This is a genomic window from Neobacillus drentensis (genome assembly GCF_036965425.1).
Classification (GTDB): Bacteria; Bacillota; Bacilli; order Bacillales; family Cytobacillaceae; genus Neobacillus; species Neobacillus drentensis_F.
On the sequence record NZ_JBALPP010000153.1, the window covers coordinates 1 to 20,809 of the forward strand.

Genomic DNA, 20,809 nt, shown 5'->3' on the forward strand with positions numbered 1-20,809 from the left:
ATTTAAGTGAAGTGCAGGAAACCAGGAGGAGAATATGATTAAAATTAAAAATTTAAGTCATGAATTTGTGATTGGAAAAAAAGGGAATCAAACCATCATACCGGTACTTAAGGATATTACTTTTTCAGTAGAACAAGGGGAAATTGTCACTATTGTTGGCAGAAGCGGTTCTGGTAAATCAACACTATTGAATTTAGTGAGTGGATTTATTCATCCAAAACATGGTGAAATATGGATTAATGATAAAAAGGTATCTGACCTAAATGAGTCTAAGTTTGCTGATTTTCGTATCAAAAACCTAGGCTTCATCTTTCAAAGCTTTCAATTGATTGCAAGTATGACGGCTTTTCAAAATGTGGAGCTTCCACTTATTTTAAAAGGTGCCAGCGAGAATGATAGAAAAAAACTTACAGAAGAAATGTTGATAAAAGTGGGTTTGCAAGATTACAAGGATCATTATCCTGGAGAATTATCAGGAGGGCAGCAGCAGCGTGTCAGTATAGCACGTGCAATGATTGTCAACCCGCCGATAATTCTCGCAGATGAGCCGACTGGAAGCCTTGATAGTGAAACAGAAGAAGATCTGCTCAAATTCATTATCGAACTGAATCAGGATTTGGGGATCACATTTTTGATTATCACACATGATGAGAAAGTAGCGGAAATAGGTCATCGGACAATTGAATTAAAAGATGGCCGTATCGCTCGGGAGGCAGCAGTAGTATGAAACTAAAAGATCAATTCCGTTTTGTAAGACAAAATATGAAAAAGAATAAAACCCGTGTATACATGACTATTTTGGCAACGGCAATGGGTTGCGCCTTTTTAATTGTCCTTGCTTCAGTAGGTTTTGGATTGCAGAAATCAGTTGTGAAGGAAATCACTGAACAACGAGTCATAACGCAAATTGATGTTCATGGAAAAGAATTAAAAAATGAAGGTGAGTTTCGTCCATTAACCGATAAAGATATTCAGCTATTTGAGAAGGTTAAGGATGTTAAAGCTGTAACAAGAAGAAAGATGGTCCAGCAGGATAGCACCTATTCTCACGGAACTTACCAAGAACCAGCGCAAACATATGTTACAAACTTTCCATCAGAAATCAAAGCTGGCTTTGAGTTATCAAAGGGCAGATTACCAAGAAGTAAAGAGGAAGTAGTGGTAGGTTATAATTTTCCTCTTAATCTCGCTTTAATGGATGCACCAGAGGACAGGTATGATAACAAGGGAAAACTAAAAGAGAAGTATCGCTACACTGGTGAGTTACTTGGCGAGAAGCTGGAATTAACGGTTAAACAATTTAAGAATGGAAAACAAGTTGAAAAAAAGCTTCCTTTAACCGTTGTCGGAATTTCAAAAAAACCTTCAAGAGAATGGACAGAAGATCGAAGTGTATTTATTTCAGAAGCAATGCTAATGGAAATCGAGAATTTTACAGGAACACCTAAAGGAATGATGCTTGACCCAGATAGTGAGAAAATGGACGGGATTAGTGCTAATAAAGGTACTTATGATGAAGTGAAAATTTATGCAAAAGACATGGAGGCGGTCCAAAATATCACCGACAAATTAAAAGAAAAAAAGTATGCGACATATTCTGTAGTGAATGAACTGAAACAAGTAAATATGATATTTATGATTGCAAAAGCTGGACTTATATTTATTGGAACGATAGCAATCTTGATTGCTTCGATTGGTATTTACAATACGATGACAATGGCGGTCACGGAGCGGGCACCTGATATAGGAATCATGAAGGCAATTGGAGCCAGCCCGAAAACGATTAAACGTATATTCCTCCTTGAAAGCAGCTATATCGGTTTAATCGGCGCCATTATCGGAACAATTGTTTCATATGGCGTCAGCTATACCGTTAATTTTGCAGTTCCATTGATTATTAATCAAGCGTTTGGTGAAGAAACACCTCCCAATTTAACCTTTAGCGACATTCCAATCATATTACCAATCATTTGTGTGGTAATTTGTTATGGTGTAACCATTCTATCGGGAATGCGGCCTGCTCAAAGAGCAACAAAGGTTGATGTGTTGAAAGCAATGAGGAGAGAAGTGTAAAATCAGAATTTCCCGTGACAATCGTGGACAACCAATTCCAGTCCAAGCATATGTTATATAAAGGCAATTTAACATATGGAAAGGGGATGGGATGATGATTAACTGGAAGGTCCGATTTCGCAACAAAAACTGGGTAATCGCATTTATATCACAGCTAATGATTGTTGCCCAACTGGTGCTGGCTGGATTACATTCACTAGGGATTACCGATTTCCAACTATCTCATTCGATTCAAAATTCAATATTGACATTAGTAAATGCCATATTTGTAATACTATCCATGCTCGGGCTCGTTCAAGATCCAACTACCAAAGGCTTTGGAGATAGTGAAAGGGCAATGAATTATAAAGATCCGAACTAACGAGAAAAGTCAGTTTCCCTGTGGGTGCTGACTTTTTGTTGGCAGTAAAATTAGGAAAATTCTTTACAATTTGCCTTTAACATAGTTTACTAATTAAGTAAAAAATAATTTGCGAGGCCATACATATGAATAAAATAAAAATGTATATTGAGCAATTCCACCCAATTGTCTGGGTATTATTAATTGGCACTGTATTATCCAGAGGCTCAGCCTACATGACACTGCCATTTTTATCGATTTATTTATCACGTCATATCGATCTTTCTCCAATTATTATCGGGTTGACTGTCGGTATGAGCCCTTTAATGGCCACAGTGGGAGGATTCATCGGTGGCCATTTATCAGACCGGTTTGGCAGAAGGCCGATTATGCTCACCGCTTTGTTTACACTAGCATTTGTCTATTATGGGTTTACAATAGCAAATAGTCAGGGATGGTTCATCTTATTAAATGCCATTAATGGACTATGTACTTCCTTTTTTGAACCAACATCACAAGCACTTATGGCAGATTTGACTGATAAGAAAATTAGAATGAAGGTGTACTCTTTAAGGTATACCGCCATGAACATTGGAGCTTCAGTAGGGCCTCTTGTAGGGGCCTTTTTGGCTAATCATTCTGCAAAGCTTTCGTTCGCCATTACTGGTTCAACCTACTTGGCATATGGAATCGTTCTTTTTATTTTAATGAAAAAACTCATTATTACTAAACAATTAGAAACGAAAAAGGTTGTATCATTTGTGGATGCATTTAAGATCATCAAGACAGATAAAGCGTTAAGATATCTTTTATTTGGGATCATTTTAATTAACATCGGCTATGTCCAAATAGACTCCAATTTGCCGCAATTCTTGGAAGGGACACTGGAAAACGGTGTAGCCATTTTTTCTGTTTTGCTTACCGTTAATGCTGTGATGGTGGTATGCTTGCAGATGCCGATCAGCCATTTTGCTGAAAAATTTAGCTTAATGCAGGCTATGGCTGCAGGTTCTTTATTTATTGCGGCCGGATTACTTGGCTTTAGCTTCATCAATGGCTGGGTGATTGCCATTATTGCAATGATTCTTCTAACGATCGGTGAAATTTTAATTTTTCCTTCTAACAGTATGATGATGGACAAATTAGCACCGGAACATTTACGTGGAACTTATTTTGGGGCTGGCCAATTCCGAAAAATAGGGAATTTCCTGGGTCCTATATTTGGGGGATTTCTCCTCAGTCATTACCACGGACAATTCATGTTTTGGATTATTTCAATCCTTTCGCTGGGAAGTATTATTTTCTTCACTGCCGGGAACAGGACATATATCAAAGCAAAAATACCCACAGTGGAAAAAACGGTTTAAACCTTTCCTCCACATTTTTCCATTAATCTGGTAAAATAAAGAATAGATAGAATTTTTCAAATAGAATGTAGGGACTATTTGAGAAGGGGGTCCATGGAATGTGGTACTGGGCTGGTATCTTTGCTTTGTTTTGCTGCCTATTTCTTATCATTGAGGAAATAATCTATTATTTGTGGAATCGCTATGTTTACGGGCCTAATTACGAAGGAAAAAGCAAATGGAAAAATAGAGCTAAAGCTTTTATCCGTTTATTCAAAAGGAAATCTCCAACTGGTATTCATGAAACTCATGAAGAAGAAAGCCCGCTTTGAGTGAAAGCGGGCTTTCTTCTTTATGAGTTTGATGGAGGATTGTTTTGCCGTTTCTTATTTAAATAACTTCCAATCGAATCAATAAAAAAGAAGAGAATAAACAGTATTAATATGATATATTCTGCGGGTTCCATTACTCTAAAAGGGTTTGTTGCTTTCCAAAATACCCCAGATAATCTTACTCCCATAATCACATCGATTCCAATAATTAAGGTTATTAACATAGCCGCTAATAAACCAGTTACCAAAATGATTTTCATAATCCTCACCCATATTTATGTGTTGTTATTATAGTTCTACTTTGGAATGGAATTATCCATTGGGATAAAATATAACACTTTGGGTAATCTATCCATTATTGGTAATAATGAAGTTGAAACTTCTTGGAGTGAGGCGGAGATTACGTGTCGATTTTGTCTAATATTTTGAAAAAGAAGCAAAAAAAGAGACAGAACGATAATTTTAGGCAAATGCAGGATCCTGGAAAACCGGACGAGTTGCCAATTCATCGGGACTACAAAGATAATATTGCGAGAATAAAAGAAGAATATGGAAACAGTACAGATATTTCATACCGCGAGTTTAAATTTTGCGGAAGCAGGGGTATGGCTGTTTACATTGATGGTCTTGCCAGTAATAATATGATCAGTGACTTTTTTATAGAAACAGTGTCAGAAGAAGTGAGGGATATGGTTACCGACTGTTTCCAACAAATGTTTGACTTCACAGCTGGATTGGGAAACGTCGAGACGATCATAAACTGGGAGGAAATACATGATGCCATCCTGGTCGGTAATACCATATTTTTTTTAGATGGTTACTCAAAAGCTATTAGTGCGGAAACAAAGGGATGGGAGAAACGTGCTATCTCCGAACCTTCAACCCAATTATCGATTCAGGGGCCGAAGGATTCCTTTACAGAAACACTCCGAACAAACACGGCCTTAATAAGAAGGAGGATAAAAAGTCCAAATTTATGGATTGAATCGATGAAGCTGGGTTCTGTGACGCAAACTGATATTGCCATCATGTATATAAAGGGTATTGCCAATGAAAAAATTATTGGTGAAGTGAAGGAAAGACTCAATCGTATTAATCTTGATGCGGTTCAAGGGTCAGGATATCTCGAACAATTATTTGAAGACCAAACCTGGACACCGTTTCCGACTACACATCATTCTGAAAGGCCAGATGTTATTTCTTCCCATTTGCTTGAAGGAAGAATTGCCCTTGTAGTGGATGGTACACCCTTTGTAGTTACAGTACCAGCTTTATTTATTCAATTTTTCCAAGCGCCGGATGATTATTATGCACGTTTTGATATTTCAACAAGTATTCGGCTTTTACGAATTTTAGCCTTTTTTATCGCTTTAATTGGGCCGGCAGCATACATTGCCGGGACAACCTTCCATCAGGAAATGATTCCTACCACCATGGCTATCGCGATTGCAGCACAAAGAGAAAATGTTCCTTTTCCGGCATTCTTTGAAGCATTAATCATGGAGGTTACCTTTGAAATTTTAAGGGAAGCAGGATTAAGACTTCCGCGGGCAGTAGGTCAAGCGGTTTCTATTGTAGGAGCGCTCGTAATTGGGCAGGCTGCTGTTCAGGCTGGTTTTGTTTCGCCAGTAATGGTCATTGTCGTTTCCATTACAGCCATTGCCAATTTTTCTACTCCCGTTTTTACGATGGCCATTGCTGCAAGGTTAATCCGCTTTATTATGATGGGGCTTGCCACCATTTTAGGGTTTTATGGAATTATGCTTGGTATTATGTTTATGACCATCCATTTATGCTCCTTAAGGTCTTTTGGAGTACCCTACATGATGCCAATTGCTCCTTTTAATATAAGAAATCAGCAGGATGTGTTCATACGTTTTCCAATTTGGGCCATGAAAAATAGACCGATGTTTATCAGTAAGGGAAATATGGCCCGTGCGGGAGAAAATCAAAAACCGGGTCCTCCAAAGCAGGACGAAGACCAATCATCGCAAGGTGAGTCCTAATGAAACGATATTTGTTGCTGTCTATATGTGTGCTTTTTCTTTTACCTTCTTTAACCGCGTGCTGGAATCAAAAGGAGTTAACGGATTTAGCCTTTGTTATGGCAATTGGAATTGACAAGGGTAAAAACCAAAAGTTTAATGTTTCGTGGCAGCTTGTAAATCCGGGCAATGTATCCTCTGGGCAGACTGGCGGAGGGCAAGGGCTGCCAATTGCTGTATATAAAAGCTCAGGGGACACCATTACAGAAGCAGCAAGACGCGCGACAAAGAAAATTTCCAGGCGCTTATATTATGCTCACACAAATTTAGTGGTAATAAGTGAAGGCGTGGCAAAAACTGATTTGCTGGATCTTATTGATGCATTAGATCGGGACCCTGAATTTAGAACGACTACTGAAATGGTGATTGCGAGAGGTACGTCTGCCGAAAACCTTGTTTCAGCACTGACAAACCTGGATAAACTTCCTGTTAGTAAGATTACAAAAGAGATCAAATCGACCCAAAATATGCTCGGGGAAAATATGAGTGTTAACGTAGATGATTTTATTAGTGGGCTTATCAGCAGTGGAAAAGAACCAATTTTAAATGGATATTTAGTAATGGGGAAGAAAGAAGAAGCTCAAAAGGCGGAAAATCTTCAATCTACCCAATCAGATGCCTACCTTGAGGCGAATGGATTAGCTATTTTTAAAAATGGTAAGCTAAAAGGCTGGATTGAAAATAACAATGCCAGAGGGGCTATCTGGATTCTAAATAAGGTAAAAAGTACGGATATTAATGTTGAATGGAATGGTAAAAAGGACGCCATTTCAATGGCATCCATTCGCACTAAAACAAAAGTTTCGGTTAATTTTAAGAATGGAAAACCAGTCATTCATATAAGAATTGAAGATGAAGGATGGATTAGTGAAGCCAATACCGCGATTGATTTAACGAATCCGAAAGTAATTGAGAAGCTTGATAAGCTTGTTGAAAAAGAAATTAAAAGGCAAATAGTCAATGCGGTAAATGCGGCCCAAAAAAAGAAAAGTGATATTTTTGGGTTTGGAGAACGGGTGCATCGAGCTGACCCTAAGCTATGGAAAAAGCTAAAGAAGAATTGGAACGAACAATTTGCCAGTCTAGAAGTAAATGTCGAGGTAGATTCTTACATTCGGCGAGAAGGAATTCGGACTAAACCGTTTTGGTCCACGATGAATAAGTAACCCGTTGTGAGTAGGGAAGTGTAGCATATGGAAAAGGCAAAAATAAATGCATCCCAATTATTTGTTCTCGTAGTTCTGTATGAAATGGGCAGCGCGATTCTGGTTGGTATGGGTGCGGGTGCAGGACAAGACGCCTGGATATCCATTTTGCTGGGAATGACAGCAGGAGTGCTTCTCTTTTTCGTTTACTACCGCTTGTTTTTGTATTATCCTGACCTTCCGCTTACAAGTTATATCCAAAAAATCACCGGTAAATGGATAGGCCGTTTAATCGCAATACTTTACATTGTATACTTTATCTACGATGCCTCAAGGGTATTACGTGATTTTGGAGAGCTGTTAACCACAACCATCTATACGAGCACCCCGTTATTTGTCATTAATACCTTAATGATCTTGACAATCATTTATGCCATCCATAAGGGCTTTGAAGTCCTTGCACGAGTGGGGGAAATATATTTTGCGATTATCTATATCTTGGCAATAGGAGGATTTTCTTTAATCCTCTTTTCTGGATTGATTCATTTTGAAAATATATTACCGATTCTTGAAAATGGATGGAAGCCTGTGATAAAAACTTTTCTTCGTGAAACCTTTACTTTTCCATTCGGAGAAATGATTGTCTTTACGATGGTGCTGCCATTTTTAAATGAACCAAAAAAAGTGAAAATGGCTTGTATTGGCGGGATACTTCTAAGTGGAATTAATATCGCGATAACCGCTGTCATAAATATTGCTGCGTTAGGAACGGATTTATTTGTTCGTTCCAATTTTCCATTGTTAACAACAATCGGGAAAATTCAATTAGCGAATTTTATTGAGCGGCTCGATGTATTATTTATGCTGTATCTTGTGATTGGTGGTTTTTTTAAGATAGCTATATATTATTATGTAGCTGTGGCTGGGGCGGCAGATATATTCAATTTCAAAAATCAAAGGAAGCTTGGGTTCCCAATTGGAGTACTAGTGTTATTTTCATCCGTGACTATTGCAACCAGTTATGCGGAACATATTAAAGAGGGGCTGAATGTTGTCACGATTTATTTGCATTGGCCCTTCCAGATTATTATTCCCTGTATTTTATTAATCTTGGCATTTTTTCGCAATCGGAAAAAAAAATCAAGCCCGTCCTAGGCGGGCTTGGATTTTTTTGAACAGTCCTGCTTTATTGGCAGGGTAATTTTAACGGACGTTCCCTGATTTTTTTGACTCTCAAAACGGATTGTTCCTTTGTGAGATTGAACAATTTTAAAGCTGACAGTAAGACCTAAACCAGTTCCTTTTTCTTTTGAAGAATAGAACGGTTCGCCAATTTTTTCTAAACGCTCTTTAGAAATCCCACAACCATTGTCTTTAATAGCTATTATAACCTGTTCGCTGTCAGACTGTTTAAGGATAATAGATACTTTCCCGCCATTTATGGAGGCTTCAATCGCATTTTTAATAATATTAATAAATAATTGTTTCAGCTGGTTCGGATCGCATTCTATAATGATCTCATTTTCAGGAGAAATTGATTCAATTTGCACATTATATAAACTCGCCTCAGTACTTAATAAGGAAATAACATCGTTCAAAAGCTTTTGAATATCTGCAGTTGTGTATTTCAACAGCTGAGGTTTGGCTAATAGTAATAATTCCCCCACAATGTGGTTAATCCGATTTAATTCATCTAACATGATTTGATAATAGAATTGGTGCTTCTGATCTTCCATTTGTAAAAGCTGAACAAATCCCTTTAATGAGGTGAGTGGATTCCGTATTTCATGGGCAACACTCGCAGATAACTCACCAACCACCGACAGTTTCTCCGTCCTTCTTAAACGTTCCTCTGTTTGTCTTAAGGCCGTCACATCTCTGCCATAGCCAATGATTCCTGTTATGTTCCCATTAATAACAATAGGGAGTGAGGTAGCTTGTATCGTTAGTGTTTTCCCATTCGCATGTGGAATTTTCAGTTCATACATAATAGGCTTACTATCATCAACTAAAGAAGAAATAAATCGGTTGAGATACCTTTTATATTTTTGGGGCAATAATGTCATTATATTTTTACCAATCATCTCTTCGCGTTTGAAGCCGGTTATAACATCAAAGTGAGGATTTAGATTGGTTATGTTTCCGTTCAAGTCAAACATATATACGATATCGGGACTGTACTCAAACATTGATTTATATTGCTGCTGACTTTCGGCTAATTGTCTTGCCATATTTTTTCTTTCAGTAATATCCCGACCAATAATAACCAAACCTTCTCTGCTCCCATCAGGATGGAATAAAGGAACTTTAATGGTATCAAAGGTTCTAATGGTTCCATCTGGCACAGGCAGGACTTCTTCAATCCGGGTTATTCCTTTATTTTTCCATGCTTCCTCATCTGAAATTTCGCAATATCTGAGCGCATCTGCATAGAACTCGGTGTATTCCGCTAATTCTGAATCCTTTTTTCCCCGATAATCTACGTGTTCAAGCTGAAATAATTGTAATCCAAATTCATTGGCCTCAATCCATCTGCCTTCGCCATCCTTAAAGTTTACAAAATCAACCATTGAATTGATTAACGTCGAAAGACGCTTTTGCTCTTCTTTTGAAGCATTTAATTCTTGTGATTTCACAATTAAAAAGTAGATGAACCATCCAGTGACAAAGATGTATAGGACCTCTTTAAATCTTGCGGCAAAATTCATATAAGTTGAAGGCACAAACTGATTAATTAAATAATTTGTACCGTATATCCATATAATACTTAAAATGCAATAGAGGAAAATTAGCTTTTTTTTCTCCATGAAATTCTCCAATTCCTTCAAGGAAATTAATTTCCAAGAATGTAAGAAATTATTTTCTCACATAATATAGTACAGGAAAATTAGGTATTTTGGAATATTTCAATTATGGAAATCTTTTTTAATACAACTTCCTGTACCATTTCTATTGTAATCCTTTTATAGTCTTTTACCGAGGATCAATAAATCTCTTTCCACTCCATCCAATTCGGCTACATTTGGAAGGTGGGCCCATCTTTCAAAACCAAAGCTGTTGAATAATTTAACACTCGGTTCATTATGGGCGAAAATAAATCCAAGTAGCGTTTTGATTTTCAGTTTTGGACAGGCATCTATTGCTTGTTGTATTAAATATGTACCAAGTTTTTTTCCTCTAAAGTCTTGATGAATGTATATACTAACTTCAGCAGTGGCATTATAGGCGGGTCTGCCGTAAAATGATTGAAAGCTTACCCAAGCGCATATATTGTCATTACTTTCAACCACCCATAAAGGACGAAAAGCAGGGGAATGATCGTCAAACCATTTTCTTCGGCTTTCCACACTTACTGGTTCTGTGTCCGCTGTTACCATTCTGCCGGAGATCGTAGAGTTGTAAATTTCCACAATAATCGGCAAATCGTTTACTTCTGCATCTCTGATTTTAAACTCTTCAAACATTGCAATTGTCTCTCCTGTATGTTTTTTAACTTGCATTTATGTTATCGTTCATAGCAAAGAATATCAATATAATGAAAGGCCTTTTCCCAATTTTTTTAATTGAGAAAAGGCCCATTTCGTTTCCATTGCCAAGCTCTTACCAGCGGTGAGCTTTAGCATTGCTCCTTAAGATGATCGCACTTTGCGTCAATTGAGTCTCGCCGTTTACCTGTGATCTGGCAAACTTCGGTCTCGTGTTGTTGTGGCAAATTCGCTCTGAGCGTGAATCTAAATGATCTTTGTAGCTCATCAAATATCACCTCATCCTAGGATTTGAAACGGATATTCACGAAGGAATATCATATATATCATTTGTAATATTACATAAAAATAGTCAATAAAGAGAAAAAAATTAAATTTCATATAAATTAAAACTTGTATTTTCTGAAATTTCGAAATAAAATTAAATTACATACCAACCGGTAGGTATGTTTCAATTGATTATTGCATATTATCTTTAATGGTAAAAAACTAGATTCCAAGAATAAGAATGGAGTGATTACTATGCATTTGCGTCTGACAGATGAACAGAAAATGGTGCAAAAAACAATTAGAAGATTTGTAGAAAAAGAACTGATTCCACTTGAAAACGATGTCCTTAGAAATGAGCGGGAAGGCGAACCAAGTCTCCCTCCAGGGAAATTAAAAGAATTACAATTGAAGGCAAAAGAGGCAGGGTTTTGGGGTATAAACACACCTGAACAATATGGCGGTGCAGATTTAGGACAGATGATGATGGCAATTGTGTTAATGGAAGTTTCCAAGACATTTGTTCCGTTTTCATTTGGCGGTTCTGCTGATAATATTCTTTACTATGCAAATGAAGAACAAAAGAAAAAATACCTCATCCCGACAATCAATGGTGAAAAGAAGTCATGCTTTGCCATGACCGAACCAGGTGCAGGATCTGATACGCAAAACATTAAAATGACGGCTGTAAAAGATGGAAGCGAATGGGTTCTCAATGGTGAAAAGACCTTTATTACAGGTGGAAACGAAGCTGATTTCGTTATGGCGATTGCCATTACGGATAAAGAAAGACACCAAGCGACACGCGGACGTGAAGGTGTAACCTGTTTTATTGTTGACCGTGATATGGGCTGGAAATCTGAATATATACATACAATGGGAGAATGGGGTCCAGCTGGCTTGGTTTTTGATAATGTGCGCGTTCCTGAGGAAAATATTCTTGGTGAATTGCACAAAGGCTATAATCTTGGTTTAGAATGGATTGGATTTGCAAGATGGATCGTCGGTGCTAGAGCAGTAGGGGCTGCTGAACGCTTATTGCAAATGGCCATTGATTATTCCAAAGAACGAATTACCTTTGGCAAGCCGATTGCTGAGCGCCAAGCAATCCAATGGCAAATTGCTGATTCTGCCGTTGAGATTGAAGCGGCCCGCTGGCTTGTTCTAAATGCTGCCTTTACCCTTGATGAAGGCGAAGATAATCGCCATCTTGCATCTATGGCTAAATTATATGGAGCAAATATGGGGAACAGAGTGGTAGATCGAGTTATGCAAATTCATGGCGGTATGGGTTATACAAGAGAATTACCAATTGAACGCTGGTACCGTGAAGCAAGACTTTGGAGAATCTACGATGGAACTGATGAAATCCAACGTATGATCATTGCCCGTAACTTGATTAAAGGTCATGCAAAAGTTGGTCAATACGTTTAATTATTTTTTGAAAGCGTTGTCTAAATAGAAAATTTTATTTTGGGAGGAAGAAAAATGGCAGGAAGATTTGCAGGAAGAGTAGCATTTGTTACAGGAGGAAGCCGTGGAATCGGGAAAGGCATTGTCGAGCTTTTTGCAAGCGAAGGAGCAAAGGTTGCTATTATTGATTTAAACGAAGAGGCATTAAGTGAGACAGCCAATGAATTAAGGGAAAAAGGCTATGAAGTGTATACAAAGGTGGCAAACGTTGTCGATGCTGAGCAGGTAGAAGCTGCTGCAAAAGAGGTTCATGAAACATTCGGCTCGATCGATATTCTCGTCAATAATGCCGGTGTTATCCGTGATAATCTGTTGTTCAAAATGACAGATTCTGATTGGCAAACGGTTATGGATGTACATTTGAAAGGGTCGTTTAATGCGGCACGTGCAGCTCAGAAGTATATGGTAGAACAAAAGTATGGACGAATTATTAATATCTCTTCTACTTCAGCTCTTGGAAATCGCGGCCAAGCCAATTACGCAGCTGCTAAAGCAGGTTTGCAAGGCTTTACTAAAACATTGGCAATTGAGCTTGGAAGATATGGAATTACTGCGAACTCTGTAGCACCTGGATTTATTGAAACCGATATGACTAAAGAAACGGCTGCAAGAATTGGCATTTCCTTTGAGCAATTAATCCAGGCAAGCGTATCAAATATTCCTGTGGGAAGAAGCGGTAAGCCTGAGGATATTGCTAATGCTGTTGCTTTCTTTGCAGATGAAAAGTCTTCATTTGTAAGTGGGCAAGTCATCTATGTAGCCGGCGGACCAAAATGTTAATTAGGTGAGGTGAGGATGAATTGTTTAAAGATCAAATTGGCAAGCAATCAAACAAAGTGAAAAATGTTGTTGAAAGAGGAGCTGTTAAGAAATTTGCCGAGTCCATCGGCGATCTACATCCTATTTATTTTGATGAAGAAGTTGGCGAAAAGTCCAGATACCGTAAGAATATTGCGCCTCCGACATTCCCAAGGGTTTTTGATTATGGTGTGATTGAAGGATTGAATCTTCCAAATAAAGGCTTAATTCACGGAGAACAAACCTTTCATTATGTCCGTCCTTTATTAGTTGGGGAAGAGGTTTACTGTTATTCAAAAGTAAAAAACTACTTTGAGAAAAAGGGTAACTTTGGTGAAATGGGCTTCCTCGTTCTCGAAAGCTATGGCGATGATGCAGCAGGGAATACCATTTTTAGTTCAACCTCAACGGTTGTCATTTCTGAAGCTGTTAGGAAGGTGTTGACCCGATGAGTACACTTACTGAATTACAAATTGGCGAATCGTTAAAAGAGATTCAATTAGAACCTGTTTCAAGAATGGACCTCATTAAATATTCAGGGGCTTCCGGGGATTTTAACCCGATTCATACGATTGACGATGAAGCGAGTAAGGCAGGATTGCCAGGCATCATTGCACACGGGATGTGGACGATGGGTAACCTTGCAAAGTTGTTTACCGAGTACTATGAGGAAGGCTTCATCGAAGATTATTCAATCCGTTTTAAAGGCATGGTATTTTTAAACGATGTCATTACCCTTAAAGCGGTATTGAAGGAAAAGGAAGAAAATAAACTTAGCTTTACCGTTAAAGCGGTTAACGGGCAGGGCAAGGATGTTTTAAAAGGTGAAGTAGTATATCACCAATACTAACAAGATAAACAGAATTGAAAATTAAAAAAACCCGGCATTTAATGGATACCTTCAAAATGCTGGGTTTATTTCTATCAATTATTAAAGGGTGATAGTATGTCCACAAAAATGACTTTGAGCTATAAGCCGCCAGTTTTCTCATCAGTTGAAGAGGAAAGACAACATTTAAAACAAAAATTAGCCGCCTCGTTCCGCTTATTCTCTAAATTTGGCTTCGATGAAGGGGTCGCCGGACATATTACGGCACGCGATCCTGAGCGGAAGGATCACTTTTGGGTAAATCCATTCGGGATGCATTTTAGTCAGATCAAAGCCTCTGACTTAATTCTTTGTAATCATGATGGTGTGGTCGTCGAAGGAAATTATCCTGTTAATCGTGCAGCATTTGCCATCCATTCTCAGGTTCATGCTGCTCGCCCTGACGTCATAGCCGCTGCGCATGCCCATTCGGTTTATGGCAAATCATGGTCTTCTCTTGGAAGACTCCTTGATCCGATTACCCAAGACGCCTGCGCATTTTATAACGATCATTCATTATTCGATGATTTCACCGGTGTCGTTTTGGATATTGAGGAAGGCCGGCGGATTGGAAAAGCTTTAGGAAATCGAAAAGCATGTATTTTAAGAAATCATGGTCTATTGACAGTTGGAAAATCTGTAGATGAAGCGGCATGGTGGTTTATTACAATGGAACGGTCGTGCCAGGCACAAATACTTGCAGAGTCGGTAGGATCACCAATCGTGATTGATGATGAAAATGCGGCTGTTACCTATGAAACAGTCGGAACGCATGAAGCAGGCTGGTTCCAATTCCAGCCATTATGGAACCGGATTGTGAAAGAGCAGCCGGATTTGTTGGATTAATTAAAGTGATCTGAAAAGATGAAGCTGCGTCTTTTCAGGTCCATACATATTTTCTCTGGAGGATTTTCATATGAAGATAGGGGTAGCAGGCACCGGTGCCGTTGGTGGATATTTTGGCGGGCTTTTGCAAAAGGCAGGTCATGAAGTTGTTTTTTTAGCGCGGGGAACCACACTTGAAAGAATGCAAGAAAAAGGACTAGCGATTGAAAGCGAAGTAGAGCGATTTACTGTAGACGGAGTCTTTACCAATCAATATGAGTCATTTTCAGACATTGACCTGTTGTTATTTTGTGTGAAATCAACAAGTACAACGGAGGTTGCAACAAAGTTCCTTCCGTTATTAAAAGAATCCTCCCTTATTATGACGTTTCAAAACGGGGTAGATAATGAAGAAATTCTTGCTGACATCTTTGGAGAAAAGCGGATTTTATCCTGTGCCACTTATATCCAGGCCATTGTGACTGAGACGGGTGCTGTGAAACAAATTGGCGTACCGCCTAGGCTTTTGATTGGGGCCTTGGATAATCGTTTATCTGAAGAGGTAAATGAAATTGCAGCTCAATTTAATGCGGCAAACATAGATACATTTACCACGAACAATATTTTAGAAATTAAATGGAAAAAGTTACTTTGGAATGTCACCTTCAATCCAATAACTGCCTTAATTGAGTCAAAGGTGGGGGCTGTCTTTGAAAATGAAGGCTTGTATTCCTCTGCTGAAAAAATATGTAAAGAAGGAATTGCAGTTGCTAGAGCATTAGGTTTTGCTATCGATGAGGATTTTTACGAAACCATTTTTGCACAAGGAAACTTGGCAAGAAATCATCATACCTCGATGCTGCAGGATAAGCTTAAAGGAAAAACACTTGAGCTTGAATCCATTGCCGGCTATATCGTAAAAAAAGGCAAGGAATTAAAGGTTGAAACGCCTGTCCTTGAAACTATCTATCATCTATTAAACTACCAGACAAATAAAAAATATATTTAAGAGATTCCATTTAGTGAGGTGAAAGGTTTGTTTATAGAGCACAAACGTCCCTGGATGGATCATTTCCCCGAGACGACCAAACTTTCCTTCTCAATCCCGGAAGTGAGTTTATACTCATTTTTGGAGAATACGGTAAGGAAATATGGTGACAAGACAGCGATCATTTATGAAGATGAAAGCTTGACCTATAAGCAGTTGAAAGATGAGGTAGACAAGCTTGCCGCTGCATGGCGAAATAGAGGAGCTAATAAAGGGGATAGACTAGGATTAATGGTGTCCAATCATCCATATTATGTTATCTCTTATTACGCCGCTTTGAAGCTAGGAATGATTGTAGTTCAGATTAATCCGCACTACACCCCAAGAGAACTTCTTGAAATTTTTCATGATGCTGAAATATCATATTTGGTAACTGAACCGTCTGGTGTTGAAAAAATATCACAACTCAAAGAATCTTATAGCTTTACAGAAGCTTTTGTCACGGAAATTTCCGAAGAAAGTAAAGATTTTTACAGTCTTCGTCAGTTAATTAACAGCTTTCCACCGATGACTGAATCATGTGCTATTGATGCCCAAAATGACATTGCCGTGATTCAATATACAGGTGGAACGACCGGTAAAAAGAAGGGCGCGATGCTGACTCATTTTAATTTGACAGCCAACGTCCTTCAAAGTAAAGCGCTTTACGGAGCCAGAATGTTTTTTGGCGAAGAAACGATCCTAACTGCAACTCCCCTCTACCATGTGTATGGGATGACCAGTGGAATGAACCTATCCATTTACATTGGCGCAGCCAATGTATTGGTCAATAAATTTGAAATGGTAAAAGTACTCCATCTCATTCAAACTTACAGACCTACATTCTTCCCAGGTGTCCCAAAAATGTACAATGCCTTTGTGAATTACCCGAATATTGAAAATTATGATTTAACGAGCTTTAAAACCTGTACCAGTGGTTCTGCTCCTTTACCAATCGAAATCTTGAAGAAGTTTGAAGGTTTAACAGGCGTATCGATAGGTGAAGGCTATGGGTTATCTGAAACATCGCCATCTACTCACAGAAATCCACCGGATGGATTGATGAAGGTTGGAAGCATTGGAATTCCGCTGCCGAAAACAGACTGCCGCATTGTTAATGATAATGGGGAAGATCTACCTGAGAAGTCAGTAGGGGAATTATTGATAAAAGGGCCGCAGGTGATGGCAGGATACTGGCATAAGCCTGAGGAAACGAACCTGGCCTTACGTGATGGCTGGCTTTATACAGGTGACTTAGCCACGATGGATGAGGACGGATATTTTTATATAGTCGGCCGAAAAAAAGAAATGATTATTGTTGGCGGGTTTAATGTATATCCGCAGGAGGTTGAAGGAGTGCTGTACGAACACCCTGATGTCCTTGAAGCAGCAGTGGTTGGCATACCGGACAGCCAAGCGGGGGAATTGGTGAAGGCCTATATCGTGCCAAAGCAGGGCAGGGAAATAAATGAAGAGGCGTTGCGTGAGCATTGCTATCATCTTTTAACCCGATACAAAGTGCCTAAACAATTCGAGATCATCGAAGCATTACCGCGGAATACGGTTGGAAAGGTATTAAAGCGAGTCCTCTTAGAAGAAGCAAAGAAAACGGTTTAGAGATTCCATTTAGATGAACTAGGGGTGACAACAATGAACTTTGAATTAGACGAAGACATTCTGTTTATGAAAAAGAATATTAGAGATTTTATTCAAACCGAGGTTGAAGCTGTTGCAATGCAAATTGAAGAAGAAAACCATATTCCTGAACGAATCATTAATCTCTCCAAGGAACTGGGACTGTTTGGTTTAAGTATACCTGAAGAGTACGGCGGCCTTGGGATTGGCATGGTGGGTAAATGTGCTTTATATGAGGAAATAGGGCAAACACACAATGGGTATACCACACTAATTGGAGCACATACAGGAATTGGGACTGTGGGCATTGTTGAAATGGGAAATGAACAGCAAAAGAAAAAGTATCTTCCCGATATGGCAAGCGGAGAAAAACTAGGAGCATTTGCTTTAACGGAGCCTGCTGCCGGATCAAATGCTGCTAATTTAAAAACAACAGCGGTAAGACGCGGGGATAAATACATTTTAAACGGTTTAAAGCACTACATTACAAATGCCACAGAGGCAAGTGTTTTTACGGTGATGGCCGTTACAGATCCTGATCAAGGTGCCAAAGGGATTACATCCTTTATTGTGGAAAAGAATTTTCCAGGCTTTCAGGTGGGAGCAATTGAAAAAAAGATGGGCTTAAGAGGATCGCATTCTGCAGAATTAATTTTTGAAGATTGTGAGGTTCCAGTTGAAAATGTATTGGGAGCTGAAGGCCAAGGTTATGTAAATGCGTTAAAGATATTGGCAAATGGCCGTGCTGGTTTAGCATCACGAAATCTAGGATCCTGTCAAAAACTATTGGATATGTCAACAAGATATGCCAAGGAACGGATCCAATTTGGCAAGCCGATTATCAAAAATCAGGCAGTCAGCCATATGCTGGCAGAAATGGCGGTTGAAATTGAAGCACTTCGCTCGTTTACCTACCGTGTTGCCTGGATGGTTGATCAAGGAATGAAGGTGATCAAAGAAGCGGCGATGCTGAAGCTTTATGGATCTGAGGTATATAACCGCGTGGCAGATAAAGCTGTGCAAATCCATGGGGGACTGGGCTATATCGCCGATTATCCAGTAGAACGCTATTATCGCGATGCCAGGATAACAAGAATCTATGAGGGCACCTCTGAAATCCAGAAAAATATTATCGCCGCACAATTAGAAAAAGAATATTGTTAATCTATTAATCCAGGAGGGACTTTATAGTGGAAGAGATTTTTATTTTAAGTGCTGTTCGTACACCTGTCGGAAGGTATGGCGGTGCATTAAAAAGCCTTAATTCTGGACAGCTCGCTTCCATTGCCATTAAAGAGGCGATTAACAGGGCTGGGATCTCAGCCGATCAAGTTGATGAGGTAATAATGGGGGAAGTCAGACAAACAACAGAGTCTTCGAATGTGGCCAGAGTTGCAGCATTAAGAGCAGGGGTTCCTGAAAGCGCTGCAGCGTTTACAATTAATCGCTTATGTGCTTCCGGCATGCAGGCGGTCGCATCTGGCGCGCAGCAAATTGCCTTCGGGCAGGCTGAAATCGTAGTTGCGGGCGGTACAGAAAGCTTGAGCAATGCCCCTATTTATCTAAGAAACTCCCGCTTTGGAGGAGATAATACGAAACTTGTAGATTCGAATACTGAAGCAGGTCAACAGCCCGTTGAAATCTATGGCCATGATCTTGGCATGGGTATAACCGCAGAAAATGTTGCTGAGCGGTTTTCGATTTCCCGGGAGGACCAGGATGCTTTTGCGCTGGAAAGTCAAGTAAGGGCTTCTACTGCTATCGATAATAATCATTTCCAGAATGAAATCGTTCCGGTTGAAATTAAAAACAGAAAAAGCTCATTTATCTTTACAGTTGATGAACATCCAAGACCGGAAACGTCTTTGGAAGCGCTTAATAAGCTTCGCCCTGCCTTTAAAGAAAATGGCACAGTTACGGCTGGAAATGCATGTGGCAGAAATGATGGGGCAGCCGCATTAGTACTGACTTCAGCAAGTCATGCTGGAAAATTGGGGGTAAAGCCGCTGGCGAAAATCGTAGATTGGACCTCCGTAGGGGTTTCTCCTGAAATCATGGGCATTGGACCGGTACCGGCGGTTAGAAAGCTTTTGGAGCGCACAGGATTAACTCTTGATGATATTGATTTAATTGAGCTGAACGAGGCTTTTGCCGCGCAATCTTTAGCGGTTATTCGTGAATTAAATTTAAATATGGATAAGGTAAATGTTAACGGCGGCGCTATTGCCCTTGGACATCCACTAGGGGCTACAGGAGCAAAAATCATTACCACCTTAATCCATGAACTAAGACGCCGTGAGAAAAAGAGGGGAATCGCTACTCTTTGCGTCGGCGGAGGCCAGGGAATGGCATTGATGGTCGAGGTTATGTAGAAAGGAACATGGGAGTGAACAGACCAAAGACATCATCTACATTTTTTGATTATATGGGGTTTAAAAGCGCGGTCGCTGATAAGTTTGAATTAAAATTACCTTTGCAGCCGCATTTGCTCCAGGATGATGGAACGATTCATCCTGGTGTTTTTTCAACGATGCTCGATATTTCTATGGGTGCCACCATCTCCATAGAAACGAATTCCTTTGCTACCACGATTAATTTAAATCTTTCCTTTTTCGACCTATTGCCAAAGGAAACCTATCAGGCGGAAACAAAAATCTTGAAGCATGAAGGCAAATATGTGACGGCTGAGGGGACGATCTTCACTGAAGACGGGGTTCTAATTGCTAAGGGAATAGGTACTTTCAAGGCAACTCCGATTAACCAGAAGTAAGGAAGGGAGGGGGAGGAAGTTGCTGATGGTGGAAAAAGAAATTAATAAAATTTTTGAAAGGAATCCATTTTTTAAGCATATTGGATTTGAGATTGTAAGTGGAAATGAAGATGAAATTTTACTTAAGCTGGCAATAAAAAAAGACTTATTAAACACTAATAATTCTCTGCATGGCGGAGTCCATGCCTCCATGCTAGACATGGTTCAATCCATTCAACTGCGCACAATTTATCAAACATCTATATCAACTGTGAATTTGGATGTGCATTATTTTGCTCCCATAAACACCGGAGATCTCTATGCTAGGGCAAAAATACTCCAGCAAAGTTATAAATTAGCCACGATTGAATCGGAAATAATCGATGAAAATAATCAACTTA

23 protein-coding genes are annotated in these 20,809 nt (G+C 39.2%); 19 read left to right on the top strand and 4 right to left on the bottom strand.

Annotated elements, in window-relative coordinates; all coding sequences use genetic code 11:
- The first annotated feature begins 34 nt into the window (after positions 1 to 34).
- The 5 genes from V7161_RS28140 (at position 35) to V7161_RS28160 (ending at position 4,091) form a co-directional block, all read left to right on the top strand.
- On the top strand, positions 35 to 727 hold the full coding sequence (locus tag V7161_RS28140) for an ABC transporter ATP-binding protein (protein WP_335716095.1): 693 nt from the start codon (positions 35 to 37) through the stop codon (positions 725 to 727).
- Positions 724 to 2,073, top strand: a complete 1,350-nt coding sequence (locus V7161_RS28145; RefSeq protein WP_335716096.1) for an ABC transporter permease — start codon at positions 724 to 726, stop codon at positions 2,071 to 2,073. Before V7161_RS28140 ends, V7161_RS28145 begins: the two co-directional genes overlap by 4 nt.
- Before the next feature lie 94 nt (positions 2,074 to 2,167).
- Positions 2,168 to 2,434, top strand: coding sequence for a phage holin (locus V7161_RS28150; protein WP_335716097.1), 267 nt, complete (start codon positions 2,168 to 2,170; stop codon positions 2,432 to 2,434).
- Positions 2,435 to 2,559: 125 nt separating this feature from the next.
- Entirely contained in the window at positions 2,560 to 3,780 is a 1,221-nt protein-coding gene (locus V7161_RS28155; RefSeq protein ID WP_335716098.1) for an MDR family MFS transporter, read from the top strand.
- A 98-nt stretch (positions 3,781 to 3,878) separates the two neighbouring features.
- Positions 3,879 to 4,091 (top strand): hypothetical protein, encoded by a 213-nt coding sequence (locus V7161_RS28160; RefSeq protein WP_335716099.1) that lies wholly within the window; start codon positions 3,879 to 3,881, stop codon positions 4,089 to 4,091.
- A 20-nt stretch (positions 4,092 to 4,111) separates the two neighbouring features.
- Here the strand turns inward: V7161_RS28160 and V7161_RS28165 are convergent, their stop codons facing one another.
- A complete protein-coding gene (locus tag V7161_RS28165) occupies positions 4,112 to 4,351 on the bottom strand; it encodes a hypothetical protein (protein ID WP_335716100.1) in 240 nt (79 codons plus the stop codon).
- Between the two features lie 210 nt (positions 4,352 to 4,561).
- Between V7161_RS28165 and V7161_RS28170 the strand changes: the two genes are divergently transcribed.
- Genes V7161_RS28170 through V7161_RS28180 form a run of 3 tightly spaced genes read left to right on the top strand, consistent with a single transcriptional unit; the run spans position 4,562 to position 8,436 of the window.
- A complete protein-coding gene (locus V7161_RS28170; protein ID WP_420491682.1) occupies positions 4,562 to 6,097 on the top strand; it encodes a spore germination protein in 1,536 nt (511 codons plus the stop codon).
- Complete coding sequence (locus tag V7161_RS28175) at positions 6,097 to 7,302, top strand: Ger(x)C family spore germination protein (RefSeq protein WP_335716102.1); 1,206 nt, start codon at positions 6,097 to 6,099, stop codon at positions 7,300 to 7,302. The genes V7161_RS28170 and V7161_RS28175 overlap by 1 nt, the downstream gene beginning before the upstream one ends.
- 27 nt (positions 7,303 to 7,329) lie before the next feature.
- On the top strand, positions 7,330 to 8,436 hold the full coding sequence (locus V7161_RS28180; RefSeq protein ID WP_335716103.1) for a GerAB/ArcD/ProY family transporter: 1,107 nt from the start codon (positions 7,330 to 7,332) through the stop codon (positions 8,434 to 8,436).
- Here the strand turns inward: V7161_RS28180 and V7161_RS28185 are convergent.
- The 3 genes from V7161_RS28185 to V7161_RS28195 form a co-directional block, all read right to left on the bottom strand.
- Positions 8,433 to 10,088: a PAS domain S-box protein gene (locus tag V7161_RS28185; RefSeq protein ID WP_335716104.1), complete on the bottom strand. Its 1,656-nt coding sequence runs from the start codon at positions 10,086 to 10,088 to the stop codon at positions 8,433 to 8,435. The two genes, V7161_RS28180 and V7161_RS28185, sit on opposite strands and share 4 nt — an antisense overlap.
- A gap of 156 nt (positions 10,089 to 10,244) precedes the next feature.
- Complete coding sequence (locus tag V7161_RS28190; protein WP_335716105.1) at positions 10,245 to 10,745, bottom strand: GNAT family N-acetyltransferase; 501 nt, start codon at positions 10,743 to 10,745, stop codon at positions 10,245 to 10,247.
- A gap of 136 nt (positions 10,746 to 10,881) precedes the next feature.
- On the bottom strand, positions 10,882 to 11,034 hold the full coding sequence (locus tag V7161_RS28195; protein ID WP_223587800.1) for a YpzG family protein: 153 nt from the start codon (positions 11,032 to 11,034) through the stop codon (positions 10,882 to 10,884).
- 254 nt (positions 11,035 to 11,288) lie between these two features.
- Here V7161_RS28195 and V7161_RS28200 point away from each other — a divergent pair, with 254 nt between their 5' ends.
- The 11 genes from V7161_RS28200 to V7161_RS28250 form a co-directional block, all read left to right on the top strand.
- Entirely contained in the window at positions 11,289 to 12,467 is a 1,179-nt protein-coding gene (locus V7161_RS28200) for an acyl-CoA dehydrogenase family protein (RefSeq protein ID WP_335716106.1), read from the top strand.
- A 54-nt stretch (positions 12,468 to 12,521) separates the two neighbouring features.
- The gene (fabG, locus tag V7161_RS28205; RefSeq protein ID WP_335716107.1) at positions 12,522 to 13,286 is read left to right on the top strand and encodes a 3-oxoacyl-ACP reductase FabG; all 765 of its coding nucleotides are present in this window, start codon (positions 12,522 to 12,524) and stop codon (positions 13,284 to 13,286) included.
- Between the two features lie 20 nt (positions 13,287 to 13,306).
- Complete coding sequence (locus V7161_RS28210; RefSeq protein WP_335716108.1) at positions 13,307 to 13,756, top strand: MaoC family dehydratase N-terminal domain-containing protein; 450 nt, start codon at positions 13,307 to 13,309, stop codon at positions 13,754 to 13,756.
- On the top strand, positions 13,753 to 14,154 hold the full coding sequence (locus V7161_RS28215; protein WP_335716109.1) for a MaoC/PaaZ C-terminal domain-containing protein: 402 nt from the start codon (positions 13,753 to 13,755) through the stop codon (positions 14,152 to 14,154). Before V7161_RS28210 ends, V7161_RS28215 begins: the two co-directional genes overlap by 4 nt.
- Before the next feature lie 96 nt (positions 14,155 to 14,250).
- On the top strand, positions 14,251 to 15,018 hold the full coding sequence (locus tag V7161_RS28220) for a class II aldolase/adducin family protein (protein WP_335716110.1): 768 nt from the start codon (positions 14,251 to 14,253) through the stop codon (positions 15,016 to 15,018).
- A gap of 70 nt (positions 15,019 to 15,088) precedes the next feature.
- Entirely contained in the window at positions 15,089 to 16,006 is a 918-nt protein-coding gene (locus V7161_RS28225) for a ketopantoate reductase family protein (RefSeq protein WP_335716111.1), read from the top strand.
- Between the two features lie 27 nt (positions 16,007 to 16,033).
- Positions 16,034 to 17,641, top strand: a complete 1,608-nt coding sequence (locus V7161_RS28230) for a long-chain-fatty-acid--CoA ligase (RefSeq protein WP_335716112.1) — start codon at positions 16,034 to 16,036, stop codon at positions 17,639 to 17,641.
- Positions 17,642 to 17,674: 33 nt separating this feature from the next.
- Positions 17,675 to 18,823 carry an acyl-CoA dehydrogenase family protein gene (locus tag V7161_RS28235; RefSeq protein WP_335716113.1) on the top strand — a complete coding sequence of 383 codons (1,149 nt, stop codon included), beginning with the start codon at positions 17,675 to 17,677 and terminating at the stop codon, positions 18,821 to 18,823.
- Positions 18,824 to 18,849: 26 nt separating this feature from the next.
- Positions 18,850 to 20,031, top strand: coding sequence for a thiolase family protein (locus tag V7161_RS28240; protein WP_420491681.1), 1,182 nt, complete (start codon positions 18,850 to 18,852; stop codon positions 20,029 to 20,031).
- A 14-nt stretch (positions 20,032 to 20,045) separates the two neighbouring features.
- Positions 20,046 to 20,429, top strand: a complete 384-nt coding sequence (locus V7161_RS28245) for a PaaI family thioesterase (RefSeq protein WP_335716114.1) — start codon at positions 20,046 to 20,048, stop codon at positions 20,427 to 20,429.
- A gap of 25 nt (positions 20,430 to 20,454) precedes the next feature.
- The coding region (locus tag V7161_RS28250; RefSeq protein ID WP_335716115.1) for a PaaI family thioesterase at positions 20,455 to 20,809 on the top strand (355 nt) is incomplete at its 3' end.